General features: G+C 42.4%; 15 protein-coding genes. 8 read left to right on the forward strand and 7 right to left on the reverse strand.

Annotation, left to right across the window (positions count from 1 at the left end; translation table 11 throughout):
* Positions 1-22: 22 nt before the first annotated feature.
* Positions 23-934: an alpha/beta hydrolase gene (locus CDG62_RS03465; RefSeq protein WP_087526669.1), complete on the reverse strand. Its 912-nt coding sequence runs from the start codon at positions 932-934 to the stop codon at positions 23-25.
* Between the two features lie 155 nt (positions 935-1,089).
* Here CDG62_RS03465 and CDG62_RS03470 point away from each other — a divergent pair, with 155 nt between their 5' ends.
* Complete coding sequence (locus tag CDG62_RS03470; RefSeq protein WP_005401494.1) at positions 1,090-1,527, forward strand: DUF2147 domain-containing protein; 438 nt, start codon at positions 1,090-1,092, stop codon at positions 1,525-1,527.
* A gap of 50 nt (positions 1,528-1,577) precedes the next feature.
* On the opposite strand, the gene CDG62_RS03475 is transcribed toward CDG62_RS03470, so the two are convergent.
* Together CDG62_RS03475 and CDG62_RS03480 are read right to left on the reverse strand one after the other, a co-directional pair.
* On the reverse strand, positions 1,578-1,928 hold the full coding sequence (locus tag CDG62_RS03475; RefSeq protein WP_087526670.1) for a Spx/MgsR family RNA polymerase-binding regulatory protein: 351 nt from the start codon (positions 1,926-1,928) through the stop codon (positions 1,578-1,580).
* A 449-nt stretch (positions 1,929-2,377) separates the two neighbouring features.
* Positions 2,378-3,196 (reverse strand): exodeoxyribonuclease III, encoded by an 819-nt coding sequence (locus CDG62_RS03480; protein ID WP_087526671.1) that lies wholly within the window; start codon positions 3,194-3,196, stop codon positions 2,378-2,380.
* Positions 3,197-3,235: 39 nt separating this feature from the next.
* Between CDG62_RS03480 and pyrE the strand changes: the two genes are divergently transcribed.
* The gene (pyrE, locus tag CDG62_RS03485; RefSeq protein WP_004691742.1) at positions 3,236-3,886 is read left to right on the forward strand and encodes an orotate phosphoribosyltransferase; all 651 of its coding nucleotides are present in this window, start codon (positions 3,236-3,238) and stop codon (positions 3,884-3,886) included.
* Positions 3,887-3,924: 38 nt separating this feature from the next.
* Here the strand turns inward: pyrE and CDG62_RS03490 are convergent, their stop codons facing one another.
* The 4 genes from CDG62_RS03490 to CDG62_RS03505 form a co-directional block, all read right to left on the reverse strand.
* Positions 3,925-4,785, reverse strand: a complete 861-nt coding sequence (locus CDG62_RS03490; RefSeq protein ID WP_087526672.1) for a bifunctional transcriptional activator/DNA repair enzyme AdaA — start codon at positions 4,783-4,785, stop codon at positions 3,925-3,927.
* 188 nt (positions 4,786-4,973) lie between these two features.
* Positions 4,974-7,211 (reverse strand): TonB-dependent receptor, encoded by a 2,238-nt coding sequence (locus CDG62_RS03495; protein WP_087526673.1) that lies wholly within the window; start codon positions 7,209-7,211, stop codon positions 4,974-4,976.
* Positions 7,212-7,407: 196 nt separating this feature from the next.
* Positions 7,408-7,605, reverse strand: a complete 198-nt coding sequence (locus CDG62_RS03500) for a DUF3565 domain-containing protein (RefSeq protein WP_087526674.1) — start codon at positions 7,603-7,605, stop codon at positions 7,408-7,410.
* A gap of 9 nt (positions 7,606-7,614) precedes the next feature.
* Positions 7,615-8,058, reverse strand: coding sequence for a MarR family winged helix-turn-helix transcriptional regulator (locus tag CDG62_RS03505; RefSeq protein WP_087526675.1), 444 nt, complete (start codon positions 8,056-8,058; stop codon positions 7,615-7,617).
* A gap of 176 nt (positions 8,059-8,234) precedes the next feature.
* Between CDG62_RS03505 and CDG62_RS03510 the strand changes: the two genes are divergently transcribed.
* The 6 genes from CDG62_RS03510 to CDG62_RS03535 all read left to right on the forward strand — a co-directional run bounded on the left by CDG62_RS03510 (position 8,235) and on the right by CDG62_RS03535 (position 14,758).
* Complete coding sequence (locus tag CDG62_RS03510; protein WP_087526676.1) at positions 8,235-8,717, forward strand: glutathione peroxidase; 483 nt, start codon at positions 8,235-8,237, stop codon at positions 8,715-8,717.
* A 216-nt stretch (positions 8,718-8,933) separates the two neighbouring features.
* Positions 8,934-9,878: a glutathione synthase gene (gene gshB, locus CDG62_RS03515; RefSeq protein WP_087526677.1), complete on the forward strand. Its 945-nt coding sequence runs from the start codon at positions 8,934-8,936 to the stop codon at positions 9,876-9,878.
* Positions 9,879-10,394: 516 nt separating this feature from the next.
* Positions 10,395-11,456, forward strand: coding sequence for an undecaprenyldiphospho-muramoylpentapeptide beta-N-acetylglucosaminyltransferase (murG, locus tag CDG62_RS03520; RefSeq protein ID WP_416232138.1), 1,062 nt, complete (start codon positions 10,395-10,397; stop codon positions 11,454-11,456).
* A 12-nt stretch (positions 11,457-11,468) separates the two neighbouring features.
* Positions 11,469-12,917: a UDP-N-acetylmuramate--L-alanine ligase gene (murC, locus tag CDG62_RS03525; RefSeq protein ID WP_004691731.1), complete on the forward strand. Its 1,449-nt coding sequence runs from the start codon at positions 11,469-11,471 to the stop codon at positions 12,915-12,917.
* A gap of 56 nt (positions 12,918-12,973) precedes the next feature.
* The gene (locus tag CDG62_RS03530; protein WP_087526679.1) at positions 12,974-13,903 is read left to right on the forward strand and encodes a D-alanine--D-alanine ligase; all 930 of its coding nucleotides are present in this window, start codon (positions 12,974-12,976) and stop codon (positions 13,901-13,903) included.
* Positions 13,904-14,758 (forward strand): cell division protein FtsQ/DivIB, encoded by an 855-nt coding sequence (locus CDG62_RS03535; protein ID WP_087526680.1) that lies wholly within the window; start codon positions 13,904-13,906, stop codon positions 14,756-14,758. It begins immediately after the preceding gene.
* Positions 14,759-14,771: the final 13 nt, after the last annotated feature.

Genomic DNA, 14,771 nt, shown 5'->3' on the forward strand with positions numbered 1-14,771 from the left:
CCTTTTTTTACGCGGGATGGGTCTAGTCTTGATCGAGTGCTTGAGCAAACGTTGCGATATCATCCAACGCCATTTTAGCTTCTGGAAACCATGCATTAAACATTTGAAAGTTATGCCACATGCCTGTGTATAGTTTAAATGTTACATCTACGCCCGCCTTGATTGCTTTATCTCTAAACCGCTGTGCATCGTCCAAGAGAATTTCTTTCGAACCGACTTGCACAAGGGTCGGTGGGAGGTCTGCTAAATCGTCAAATAAAGGTGAAACAAGCGGGTCGGCGGGGTCGATTTGCTTTGGAACATAATAGTCGATGCCTGTTTCGAGGGCTTCGATGGATAACAGTGCATCGAGCTTGCTGTTATAGCGAATAGATTCACTGGTTAAGCTTAAATCCAAAAATGGCGAAAGCAGAATCAGCCCACTGACTTGAGGACGTTGCTCATCACGAATGCGCAGCGCCAAGGCTAGCGCTAAGTTTGCACCACATGAATCCCCCGATAAAATAATATCTTTGGCTTGTATCCCTTGCTCCAATAATAACTGATAAACATCAAACAGTGCGTCAATGGCCTCAGGATAGGGATGTTCGGGTGACAAAGGATAGTCAAGGTGAATGACTTGCATTTGTGTGCTAGCTGCAAGATCTGAGATAAAAGCGCGATGGGTATTCATTGAACCTAAAAAGAAAGCTCCACCATGAATATGCAAAATGAGCTGAGTGGCTTCAGTTTCAGGTTTTAACTCTTCTGCACGCAGGCCAGCAAGACGTAGAGGGCGAATCTGGACCGACTTATTGAGCGGAAATGCACGACACATTTGTTCAAGAAAAAAACGCTGACTACTGGGTGGGAGACTAAAGCGACTAGGGGTTCGAATCGTGGTTTTTAAAAACTGCTCTGTAATGATTTGTTTCCACGGATCGGCAATCTTCATAGTTATTCCATTTTGTTATTTGTTTTACCTTGAGTTTGTGTATTTACCAACATAATTTACAAGGTTACACTAATTGGTCACATTGAAAAATTGAAAAATTGTTGTGACTTTTTAATAATGATAGTCGTCTATACTAGACTAGGGAAATGACAAAAATGAAAAAAATTGCACTTGCGTTAAGCGTACTAGGATTAACCGCTCTAGCTCATGCAGCAGATCCGCTGAATGGCACTGTTTGGAAAACGATTGATGACAAAACTAAACAAGCGAAAGCCTTGGTTAAATTCACTGAGCAAAAAAATGGAACTTTAACTGCAAGTATTCAAGGTATTTTGACGCCAGGTGAAGAAAATGCATGTACCAAGTGTGAAGGGCCATACAAAAATAAATCGTTGAAAGGTTTAACGATTGTACATGGTCTGAAAAATGTGGGTGGTACAAGCTATGACGGTGGATCAATTTTAGATCCGCAAACAGGTAAAACTTATAAACTAAAAGGCAACATTGCGGCTGGTGGTAAAAAACTAGAGCTTCGTGGCTACATTGGTGTGGCTGCATTAGGCCGTAACCAAACTTGGATTCGTGCGAACTAATCCCATCCAACAAAAAAAGCCGGGCAATTGCTCGGCTTTTTTTGTTTTTGTTATGCCTTTAGGGCACGAATTTCATCTTCATTGAAACCCACAATAAAACCATTTGGGGTTGCAATCACGGGGCGCTTAATGAGACTGTTATGTTTGGTGAGAGCATCAATCAGTCCTTGCTCTGAAGCCAAAGCAGTGTCTTGTTCTGCTTCAGTCAGCTTACGCCAAGTGGTACCTTTTTTATTCAGAACCACATCTGCCCCAATCTGATCGAGCCATGTTTTGACAGTCGCAGCATCAATACCTTGTTTTTTATAATCATGAAACTCATAGGCTAAGCCTAACTCATTCAGTAGGTCGAATGCTTTTTTCATTGAATTACAATTTTTAATGCCATACACGATTAACATGGAAAACCCTTCTGAATTTTAAGCTGGGTTTAGAGTAACGGAAAAAGCACAGGAGCTCTAGTGTCTGGATTTAAGCTTAAAGCGTCATCGTCTTGTCATAAAAGCGATTTAGAATCAAATCAAAGAAAAATAGAATATAAAAAGAAGAATTAAAAAGGCAGAGACTAAAAAAGAGAAAACCCGCATTTAATCATCCTGATCATGCGGGTCTCATTACAACGTCCATTGTCACATCCTTGAAAACCAACTATTTCCATAGTTCGTTTTAATTTTATCCTACGGCGTCCTGTCCTTGTGCTGTCATCCTGACATCGTCCCTTTGCCGTGGAAATATAATGCACTGATTGATTGATCAGAAAAAGACTCAAAAAACGGCAGATAATGTAGGTTAAAAGCTCCTATTCAGTAAACAAATGTTCACTGAATAGGAGCTAAATGCTTAAATTTTTCTAAATTTTGTAGTCAATAATGACAGGTGCATGGTCGCTAAACCATGTTTCTTTATAGACCCAAGCATTGACTGTGCGGGCTTTCCAGTCAGGTGAGCACGCTTGGTAGTCAATGCGCCAGCCTACGTTCTTCGCACGGGCCTGTCCACGGTTTGACCACCATGAATAAAGCTCAGCCTCTGGACGCACTTCACGGAAAGTATCGACATAGCCAAGTTCATCATAAATATGATCGAGCCAAGCGCGTTCGTGCGGTAAGCAGCCTGAGGCTTTTTGATTGCCTGACCAGTTTTTAATGTCGATGCGTTTATGCACGATGTTGTAGTCACCACAGACAATCACAGATTTATTTTCATCATGCCATTGTTTCAAAATTTGTTTGTATTCTTCTAAGAAGTGATCTTTACGTACTTGTGCTTCTTCACCAGAAGAACCCGATGGTAAATAGAGTGAACAAATATGTACGTTTTGGTCTAAGCCTAAGTCAAACTCAGCGGAAATAAAGCGACCTTGAGAATCGGCCAATTCAAAACCAAGTCCATCCGTGACTGAAACAAAGGGCAAACGGCTATAAATGGCGGTGCCTGCATAACCTGGACGTTCAGCAGGAAACAGGTGGGTATGCCAACCTTCAGGTTTAAATTTATCGGTCCATTGTTCGTGGGTGATGCGAGATTCTTGCATGCAAATTACATCAGCATCTGATGTGGCAATCCAATCAAAAATCCCTTTTTTTTCTGCAGAACGTAGACCATTTACGTTAATTGAAACCACACGTAAAATTTTTTGATCACTTGGATAGCTACTCTTTGGTATCATGCGCAAGTCTTACCTCAATTTGAAAATACGGAGCACTGCATGACAACGCAAGCGACATTTAACCCTCAAGCTTTTATCGAACTCGCATTATCACGTGGTGTGCTTAAATTTGGTGAGTTTACTTTAAAATCGGGTCGTGTGAGTCCTTATTTTTTTAATGCAGGTCTACTGAATGACGGTGAAGCCTTGTCATTACTGGCGTCTGGCTATGCAGCCAAACTGACAGAATGCAACAATGTTGAGGTCGTCTTTGGTCCTGCGTACAAAGGGATTCCTTTTGTGGCTGCAACAGCAGTGGCTTTGTCACAAAATCATGGCGTGAGTGTGCCTTGGGGGTTTAACCGTAAAGAAGCCAAAGATCATGGTGAAGGCGGGGTCTTGGTTGGTGCGTCCGTTGCAGGTAAAAAAGTCTGGATTATTGATGATGTGATTACTGCGGGTACAGCGATCCGTGAAGTAGTCACCATTTTGAAAAATGCAGGTGCGCAGATTGCAGGTGTGTTGGTGGCATTAGACCGTCAAGAAAAAGGTCAAGGTGAACTGTCTGCGATCCAAGAAGTGCAAAAAGAATTGGAAATTCCTGTGCATGCATTGGTGACCATGAAAGATTTGATGAATTATTTAGAGGCTAAAGGTGAGACTGAAGCTTTAGCAAAAATGGAAGCCTACCGCGTGAAATATGGCGTCTGAACGTTGAAATAAAAAAAAGGAAGCTACTGCTTCCTTTTTTATTCGCTCTCTTTTTTGGTTGATGTTTGGCTATGCGCACCTTCCCAGCCAATCATTGCAGTTTTGCGTGTTGTTCCCCACATATAGCCACCACGTTGCCCTGAAGACAGAATAACCCGATGGCAGGGAATTAAAAAGGCAACGGGATTGTTACCAATGGCTGTTCCGACCGCTCGTGAGGCACGTTCTTGCCCAATCTCTTGAGCAATCTTTGCATAACTGCTGAGCCGCCCCATGGGGATTTTAAGCAGACTTTGCCAAACTTTGAGCTGAAAGTCGGTGCCTTTTAGATGTAGTTTAATCTTTGATAGGTCATTTTGATCTTGCTGAAAAATTGCGAGTGCTTTGCGTTGTAATTCATCCTGACCTTCAATAAATGTTGCGCGTGGGAACTGTTTTTTTAGATAGGCCAATGCATCCCGATTTGCTTCGGTAAAGGCCATATGGCAAATCCCTTTAGGGGTTGAGGCGATCATGACGGAGCCAAAAATGGTTTCGGCAAAGTTATAGTGAATGTGGAGTGCTTCACCGCCCTGTTTATATTCTGAGGGTGTCATACCTTCGATTTGGACAAATAAATCATGCAATCGGCTGGTACTGGAAAGGCCAGTGTCAAAGGTAGCTGCAAAGATATTATGCTCTGTGTGATTGCTCAAAACTGACTTTGCATATTCCACACTAATATATTGCAGAAATTTTTTCGGGCTAATACCTGCCCATTCGCTAAAGACACGCTGAAAATGTGTAGGACTTAAATGCACGTGTTCTGCAATCTCGGTCAAACTGGGTTGCTGTTTGAAGTTTTGTTCAATGTATTCAATTGCCTTTGCCACACGTGCGTAATTGCTATGCTCTGTCATGATTACTCGCGGAAATCATTTAACTTAAGAAAACAGTAACAAATCCAGTCAGGCCTGAAAATCCGTTTCTTGCGCTTTATCAGAAAAGGTTAGAAGCATGCATCGATTGACTTATTCACTCCTTAGTAAGCATAAAAAAGCGGAACAGTGACCTGTTCCGCTTGAGATCGCGTTTTAACTGAAGGGGTTTAGAACTGGTAGTTCAAACGCATGAGGAAGCTACGTGGTGTACCTGGCATAGAGTCCGAACGCCAGTATTCTTTATTGGTCAGGTTGCTGACAGCTAAAGTCACGTTCCATGGGTCAGCACTATAACCAATGGCAGCATCGACACGGTTGAAGCCTTCCATTTTGTTCAAGTTATTGATGTTTGTGTAATAAGAGCCAACATAGGTCACACCCACTTCACCATAAAGCTTTTCTGTAGGTAAGTAGCGCACAAATAGGTTGCCTGTATTTTTAGAGGTATTTGCTAGCGCATTCCCTACATTCTGTGGTTTTTCCTTATCTTTTTTCACTTCAGTATCGGTATAACCATAACCACCACGGACAAATACATTGTCCAGTACACGACCAATAAAGCTAAATTCTAAGCCTCTAGATTGATGTTCACCACCAATAGACCAAAGGAAGGGTTGTTCTTTGGCATCAGGTTGATAACGAATATTCTTTTTACGAATGTCATAAACAGAAAGTTGTGTGTTTAAACGTTGGTCTAACCAGTCACTTTTAACCCCAATTTCATATTGTTCATTGTATTGAGGTTCAGCATCATAGTATTTAGGATCAGTATTAACATCAACAGAAATATTGCCACGACCTCCATAAGGGGCGAAGCTCTTATTATATGAGGTATAAAAACTGTGTTGTTCTGATGGTTGCCATACAAGGCCAATATTAGGGCTGAAGGTCGTATCATCATATTGTTTTGAAATGTTCTGGGTATGATTGGTCGATTTGAAATTGTACTGATCATAGCGCATACCTAACATCATTTTGAGTTCAGGTGTCAGGCTAATTAAATCTTGAGCGAAGAACCCCATTGACTCACCTACGTGATGATTTTCCGAGGTTACAGGGAGGCGTTCCGAGCTTGGCAACGTATTATATTGGTCTGTTGGATTGTAGGGGTTAATAAAACCATAGTAGCGAGGAACACCTGAGCCACTTGAGTAATTTCCTAGTTTTGGTGAGCGGTCTTCACGGCTGACATCTGCACCGACGAGGAGCTGATGTTCTACAGCTCCCGTTTTGAATGAGCCAGAAATATCAAAAGTATTGGTAATGGTTTTATTCATGGTTTCTTGCCATGCATAGCTTTGACGTACGTAACCATTCCAAGTACATGCTTTCGGCGTTGTTTCTAAAGTGAGATTATTGTTGCAATAGGTGCCACCAAAGAAGTTGTCAAAGTTCTGATAAGCTTGGCGATAACTGAGCGCCCAGTGGAATTTCCAATTTGGCGCATATTGATATTTCACATCAGTACGAATAACTTGTAATTCATCTTCAATAAAATCGCCTTCTTGAGCAAAGCCAGTCTTGATTGAAACACCCGCAGGTAAATTACTATAAGAAGGCCCACGGTCAGGGGTTCGATTTAATTTGTCGTAAGTATATTGTGTGGTCCACGTAAGGGTTTCATCATCATTTTTATACGTGAAACTTGGCGAGATCATCTCAATTTTACTGTCAATGCCTGAGCGGAAACTATCCGCTTCACCGTATTCACCCGTTAAGCGCACAGCCCAGTTGTCATTCAGCACTTGGTTGATATCTGCTGTTGCACCGTAGTTATCATATGAGCCTACATAAGTACCGACGGAACTTTTCGAGTCAAAGTTGGCGTATTTACTCACCATATTGATCACACCACCGCCAGCACTACGACCGTAAAGTACCGAGGCTGGACCTTTTAAAATTTCGATCCGCTCAATGTTGGATGTGCTGCGACGGACTTGGCCACTTTCACGAATACCATCACGGTAAATATCACCCGAGTCGGCAGAGAAACCACGGAGGGTGATGCCATCACCACGCGTATCGTAGCTGGTGGATACTCCCGGTGTGCCTTGTAGCATCACACTGAGGTCGTTAGACCCATAGACTTTATATTTCTGTACATCAATGGTGTCGATGGTTTGAGGAATATCTTTTTTCTTTAAGCCATTACGGGTGACATTGGCCTGATCATAATCGACATAGCTTTTGATTGGATCAAGTTCACTCATTGCCTCAATTTTTAGGGTAGGCAAAACTGCTGTTGTATTTGATTTGTTTGTCGTCGCTTGAGAAGAAGGGTTCTCATTATTTTGTAGCGTTACTTCATCCGCATAGGCTGTATGTACATTTAAAATCATAAAGCTGAGAAGGCTATATTTGAATAGGTTAGAACCACAAGGCGGCTGTGGTGAAAATTTAATCATGATATAAGGCTCGGAGAGACTGAATTACTAATAAAAATGAGAAGTATAATCATTTACTAAAAATGAACAAGACTTACGGTAATATTCATTTTTTCTACATAGTTTTACTTGGTTGGAAAGTACAGCTGCACAGGCTTTTTAATTTTTATAAAAAATTGATAAATAAGCATTAAAATTTGAAGAGAATGCAAAAGAATTATTTTTGTGCATTTTCCACGCATTTTTTACAGTTTAAAAGAACGCCTATTTTTTCTTGGCGTCCTTGCTCAGTTTGTACCCAAGGACGGTTTTGCCATGGTGGCGTATGGCGGACATGCTGTGTGTGGCCACAAGCAAGCTCAGCCACCCAATGCTGTTCAGCATCGAGATGAAAACCGACAATCGCTTGTTGCACTTAAGTATCTCACCTGTCGGGTTGAGGCTGTTCTAAGCCGTTTAAAAAACGCTGACACAGTTGATGGATGGCTACCAAATCATCCGGATCTAGACTTAAAGAACACGCCAGCTCAAATGGAATGGCCATAATTTTGTCTTTAGCTAGGAGTGCTTTTTCTAGAAGTACGACTTTTTTCATACGTTCATCCTCCTTGACTGCGACACGCTTTAAAAATTGTTTTTCTTCTAGCTTCTTAATAATAGGGGTTAAGGTGCCAGAGTCAAAAAAAGTTTTTTGTCCAATTTCAGTCAACGTCACATTGTCCTGCTCATATAGAGTCAATAAAACAATAAACTGAGGATAGGTCAGATCATAGGCTTGTAGGCGTGGGCGGTATTGACGGACCATAGCATTGGTTGCGGAATACATGGCAAAACACACGCGGTTTTCTAAAAGTGGGGTGTCAGCCATGTTGCATGTCCTTGAGGATTGGTAGTTAGAAACAGTATAAATGAAATGGAGGTGGAAGTATATTGTACGTAATAAACTTGCACACAAGTTAATTGTGTGCAATATTGTTTTACCGCTATAGGTCAACCCTTGAAGCGACTTTAACGAATGATATTTTGATGAATGGAAGAGATGTAATGACCACAATTTATGATTTTCAGGCCGAACTGTTGGAAGGCGAGCAAAAAAATCTAGCCGACTATCAGGGCAAAGTTTTATTGGTGGTGAATACCGCGAGCCAATGTGGTTTAACCCCACAGTTTGAAGGTTTGGAACAGTTATATCAGGACTACCAACCACAAGGTCTTTTAGTTTTAGGTTTTCCCTGCAACCAATTTGCGCAGCAAGACCCTGCGAGTAATGAAGAGATCGGCAGTTTTTGTCAGCGTAATTATGGGGTTTCTTTCCCGATGTTTGCTAAGGTTGATGTGAATGGTCCTGCTGCGCATCCGCTGTATCAGTATTTAACGTCTGAGGCGAAAGGCATTCTAGGTAGTCAAAGCATCAAGTGGAATTTCACCAAGTTTCTGATTAATCAAAAAGGGCAGGTGGTGAAACGTTATGCGCCGATCGTTAAACCTGAAAAAATTGCTAAGGATATTCAACGCCTTTTGGCTTAAGTTGAAGCCATTTGCGAGGAAAGTGGAAATAGCAGTAGATTTACTGTTTCTTTCCACCAAGTAAGCACTTTGAATTTATTTAATAATGTTAATGTGTTGTAGATAATTGAATAAAATAGATTTTTTAATCTTTAATTAATACACAACTTGTTGTGCCCAAAGCTGAAAACTTCGCTATACTTTTTGCCAAGTTTTAAAAATATGAGCGTGAGACTTATGCGTGTACTGGTAGTGATGGACCCGATTGAAACGGTGAATCTAAAAAAAGATTCTACGATGGCAATGTTATGGGCAGCAAGCCGTCGCGGACATGAACTGGGTTATGCATTACAACACGATTTATATATCGATCAAGGCAAAGCCTTTGGTCTGATTTCTCCCTTAAAAGTGTTTGAAGACTACGATCATTATTATGATTTAGGTGAACAACAAAAAGAGTCCTTGGCGGATTACGATGTGATCTTGATGCGTAAAGATCCACCGTTCGACATGAACTTTGTCTACACCACCTATATCTTGGAACAAGCGGAACGTGAAGGTGCGTGGATTATCAATAAACCACAGTCCTTACGTGACTGTAATGAAAAACTGTTTGCCACGCAGTTCCCCGAACTCCAAGTCCCTACATTGGTGACTTCACAACAAAGCCTGATTCGTGAATTTATCAAAGAACATGGTGATGTGATTGTGAAGCCTCTTGATGGTATGGGTGGTATGGGAATTTTCCGTTTATATCAAGATGGTGTGAACATTGGCTCAACTTTGGAAATGTTGACGGAAATGGGCACACGTCCGATTATGGCGCAACGTTATATTCCTGAAATAGTGGAAGGGGATAAACGTATTTTGCTGGTCAATGGTGAACCTATTCCGTATTGCTTGGCGCGGATTCCACAAAACGGTGAAGTGCGTGGGAATTTGGCCGCAGGTGGTTTGGGTCAAGCCCGTCCCTTGACTGAAAATGACAAGGCGATTGCCGCAAAAGTGGGACCCTTCTTACGTGAAAAAGGTTTGGTTTTTGTCGGGCTTGATGTGATTGGCAACTATGTGACCGAGATTAATGTCACCAGTCCAACCTGTATTCGTGAGATTGATGCACAATTTGGTACTTCGATTGCCGATACTTTATTTGATGTCTTGGAAGCAGGTAAAGCCAGCTAAATCGACAGAAAGAGGAACCTGAAAAGGTTCCTTTTTTATCTCAATGAATAGGGAAGTTTTGAAATAAGGACATGGCTTACTGCAAAGTGTATCAATTTGGTTGAATATAAAGCGGATTATGTTGCCAGATACTACAAATTTTCATCTTGCTCCAATGTATGAGTTCAGATTGTATTTCTAAGCGCTAAAATGACGCAAATTGGGCTTTAGAATTATATTAAGTATTTGATTCAAATCATCTTCATTGTTTTATTTTTAAATCTAACCAATTGCGCTGTTGAGCCTGATTGTGTGCTGTAGTTTGAGTAAAAATGCACATCTGATAACAAATCTAGTTTAAACTTGAAAATCAGTAGAAAAAAACAATCAAATGCCTGTTGAAAAAAAGTAAATAATCTTTCGCGGTTATGCGTTTGTGATTACAATTGATCGCTTAAAATTGAATTTTGTTTCCATATTTTAGAATTGAAGAATTAGACTGTGACCGAAGCAACACAAACAAAGCCGAAACATGTAATGATGATGGCTGCCGGAACGGGTGGACATGTTTTTCCAGCACTTGCTGTGGCTAAGGAATTACAGAAACAAGGCTGCCAAGTCTCGTGGCTTGCTACGCCTACAGGTATGGAAAACCGTCTGCTTAAAAATCACGATATCCCGATTTATCAAATTGATATTCAAGGTGTGCGCGGCAATGGCTTAGTCCGCAAAGTATTGGCACCCTTTAAAATTTTAAAAGCTACTTTAAGCGCAATGCGCTACATGAAGCAGCTCAAAGTTGATGCAGTCGCGGGCTTTGGGGGCTATGTTGCTGGGCCGGGGGGATTGGCTGCGCGCGCACTGGGTATCCCCGTGATTATTCATGAGCAGAATGCGATTGCGGGTTTTACCAATACGCAGTTATCACGTATTGCACAAACAGTGTGTCAGGCGTTTCCAAATACCTTTGCTGCACAAGATAAAATTGTGACCACGGGTAATCCCGTCCGCAAAGAGATTACGGAAATTTTAAATCCGTCTTGGCGTTATCAAGAACGTGAAAAAACAGGTCTGCCACTGCGAGTGTTAATTGTGGGGGGCTCGTTGGGTGCACAAGCGTTAAATGAACGCATTCCTGAAGCCTTGAAGCAACTCAATGTGCCTTTAAGCGTTTATCATCAGTGTGGTCAAAACCATGCAGAGGCGACACAAGCGCGCTATGCCGATGCACCTGAACAGCTTCAAGTTGAGGTTCAACCTTTTATTGAAGATATGGCTCAAGCCTATAGCGATGCTGACTTAATTATTTGCCGTGCTGGGGCGTTAACCGTGACTGAAATTGCAACTGCTGGTGTGGCTGCGGTATTTGTTCCACTGCCAAGCGCTGTGGATGATCACCAAACGGCCAATGCAAAGTTTTTAGCCAATATCGGTGCAGCTAAAATTTGCCCACAAGCAAGCATGACGCCCGAGAGTTTAAAAGCATTATTATTACCCTTGATGAACCGTCAGTTATTGTCTGAAATGGCAGTGAAAGCACGTCAGCAAGCACAACCCGATGCAACCCAACATGTGGTTCGTTTAATTCAAGCATTGTAAACCGAGTATTTTATGTCGCCATCTACGCCTGCTGATCAAGCAAAAAAGTTAATTAAAGTGCCAGAAATGCGCCGTATTAAGCACATCCATTTTATTGGGATTGGTGGTGCAGGTATGTGTGGTATTGCCGAAGTGCTCAAGAACCAAGGCTATAAAGTCTCAGGTTCAGATATCAAGGCATCAAAAACCACGGCTCAGCTTGAAGAAAACGGCATCAAAGTCTATATCGGGCATACTGCTGAAAATATTCAGGGTGCAAACGTGATTGTGGTGTCGACTGCAATTGATGCAGAAAACCCAGAAATTAAAGCGGCTATTGAAACGCGTACACCTGTGGTTCGCCGTGCAGAAATGCTGGGTGAGCTGATGCGCTATCGTCATGGGATTGCAGTTGCGGGAACACATGGTAAAACCACGACCACAAGTCTAGTCACGTGCATGTTGGCAGAAGAAAATCTCGATCCAACCTATGTGATTGGTGGTTTGCTGAACCGTACCGGTGTGAATGCTGCGCTGGGTGCGAGTCGTTTTATCGTGGCAGAGGCAGATGAATCAGATGCATCATTCCTGCATTTGCAACCGATGGCCACTATTGTGACCAATATTGATGCAGACCATATGGACACCTATGGTGGTAGCTTCGATGTTTTAAAAGATACCTTTGTACAGTTCTTACAAAAACTACCGTTTTACGGCTTGGCTGTGGTCTGTGGCGATGATGCCAATATTCGTGAAATCATGCCGCGCATTGGTCGTCCATTGATCACGTATGGTTTTAACGAAGACAATGACATTCGTGCAGTGGATATTGAACAAGAAGGCATGCAGTCGCACTTTACCGTATTGCGTAAAGATCGTGAGCCTTTGCGTTTAACCATCAATTTGCCGGGTTTACATAATATTTTAAATGCACTTGCAGCAATCGGTATTGCAACCGATGAAGGTGTATCTGATGCTGCGATTGCACGTGCGTTGGAGAGTTTCAGTGGTGTAGGTCGTCGTTTCCAAGTACAGGGCGAATTTGACATTGAAGGTGGCAATGTGAAATTGGTGGATGACTATGGTCACCATCCAAAAGAAGTCGAAGCGACCATTAAAGCTGCACGTGCAAGCCATCCAGACCGTCGTTTAGTGATGATGTTCCAACCGCACCGTTTTAGCCGTACCCGTGACTGTTTCGATGACTTTGTGGATGTATTGTCACATGTCGATCAGTTATTGTTGCTTGAAGTCTATCCTGCGGGCGAAAAACCGATTGTGGGGGCAGACAGTCGTTCATTGGCGCGTAGTATTCGTTTACGTGGCGATGTAGAGCCGATTTTGATCGATCCAGTCGAAGGTAATTTGCAGCATGCGTTGAAAAAAGTGTTACAAGCAGATGACTTGTTATTGACGCAAGGCGCAGGTAATGTGGGGGCTATCTCGGTTGAGCTTGCAAGCAATCATTTATATTTAAAATAATCACGTTTTGTGATTACTCAATGAATAAAACAGTTATAAAGTTTAAGGATATCAACGTGTCAAATGCTTCAAAATTCGGCAAAGTAGCGGTGTTGCTTGGTGGTAAGTCTGCTGAGCGTGAGGTTTCTCTAGATAGTGGTGCAGCTGTACTTGAAGCATTGGTTCGTTCGGGTGTAAATGCAGAAGCTTTTGACCCGCAAGAGCGTAGTGTGACCGAATTGGTCGGTTATGACCGCGCGTTTATTGTGTTGCATGGTCGTGGTGGAGAAGACGGTCAAATCCAAGGTGTCTTAGAGTGGCTCAACATCCCGTATACCGGAACAGGCGTACAGGGTTCTGCCATTGGTATGGATAAAGTTAAAACCAAGCAAATTTGGCAGGGTTCAGACTTACCAACAGCGCCTTATCGCATCATTAGCCAAGAGTCAGATTTGGCTGAAGTGGTGGCGAATTTGGGTCTTCCACTGATTATCAAGCCAGTACACGAAGGCTCAAGTGTCGGCATGAGTAAAGTCGAAAAAGCAGAAGATTTAGCAGCGGCAATTGCCAAAGCGACCCAACACGATGCTGTGGTGATGGCTGAAAAATGGATTACGGGACGTGAATTCACGATTTCATTTTTAAATGGTCAACCGTTACCTGTGATTCGTCTACAACCGCCTGCGGATGTGGCTTTTTATGATTATGAAGCGAAATATCAACGTAATGATGTGGAATACGGAATTCCGTGTGGCTTAAGTGCTGAAGAAGAGCAAAAGTTACAAGCGCTGTGCCTCCGTGCATTCCAAACGGTAGGTGCAAGTGGTTGGGGCCGTATTGATGCGATGCAAGATGAGCAAGGCAATTTCTGGTTACTTGAAGTGAATACAGTACCTGGTATGACTAGTCACTCTTTGGTGCCAAAAGCAGCAAATGCAGTGGGTTATAGCTTTGATGCACTTTGTGTCCAAATTTTAGAGCAAACACTGACAGGTGCGGCTCACTAAATGGCGCAATTACCCGCTTCTATGCGCCGTAAACGCGCAGCGATTACCTCGATACACGATAAACCACCGACGCGTAAGGAAAAGCTTGCCAACTTTGGTGGTTGGGTGATGTTGGTCGTTGCCGTGGCGGTGCTGTTGGTTGGTATTTATGGCTTATATCAAGTCATGACAGATGCACGTGTGGCCGAACTTGATGTAGTAGGCGTACGTTCTGAGGCAGAAAAAAATCAGGTAATGGGACATGTTTCACCGACCATCACCCATAACTATTTCACCTCAGATTTAGAAGACATTCGCGATCGAACTTTAGAGTTGGCTTGGATTGATCGTGTGGTGGTTTCGCGAGCATGGCCGAATGCGATTCGCGTTCGTGTTATGCCAAGGCATGCAATTGCACGTTGGGGGACGGGGCGTCTCTTAAGTGACAGTGGTGATGTATTTAGCGAAGTGACGCCGAAAAATAATCAGAATTTGCCTTTATTACACGGCCCAATCAGTCAGTCTAAAATGATGATGCGCCGTTATAATGAAATTAATCAATTATTCCAGCCAGTCAATCTCCGTTTAAAAGAACTATATTTAACGGAGCGTATGACTTGGTTTATGCAGTTCGATTCAGGTTTACGTGTTATCGTAGATCAGGATCAAACTATGAGTAAGCTGCAACGTTTGAGTTATTTGGCTCAAAGTGATTTGAAGCCAGTTTGGGCCAAAGTATCTGCCATTGATTTGCGTTATCGGAATGGCTTGGCCATCCAATGGAAGAATGCTGCTGCACCAAAGATAGCAAATGGTCATTTTGTTGTAACGATTGATGACACAAGCATTGCAGGTGGAGCAGCAGCAAAGCCATAATACTTGGCTTTAA

This window comes from Acinetobacter sp. WCHA55 (assembly GCF_002165305.2).
Lineage (GTDB): Bacteria > Pseudomonadota > Gammaproteobacteria > Pseudomonadales > Moraxellaceae > Acinetobacter.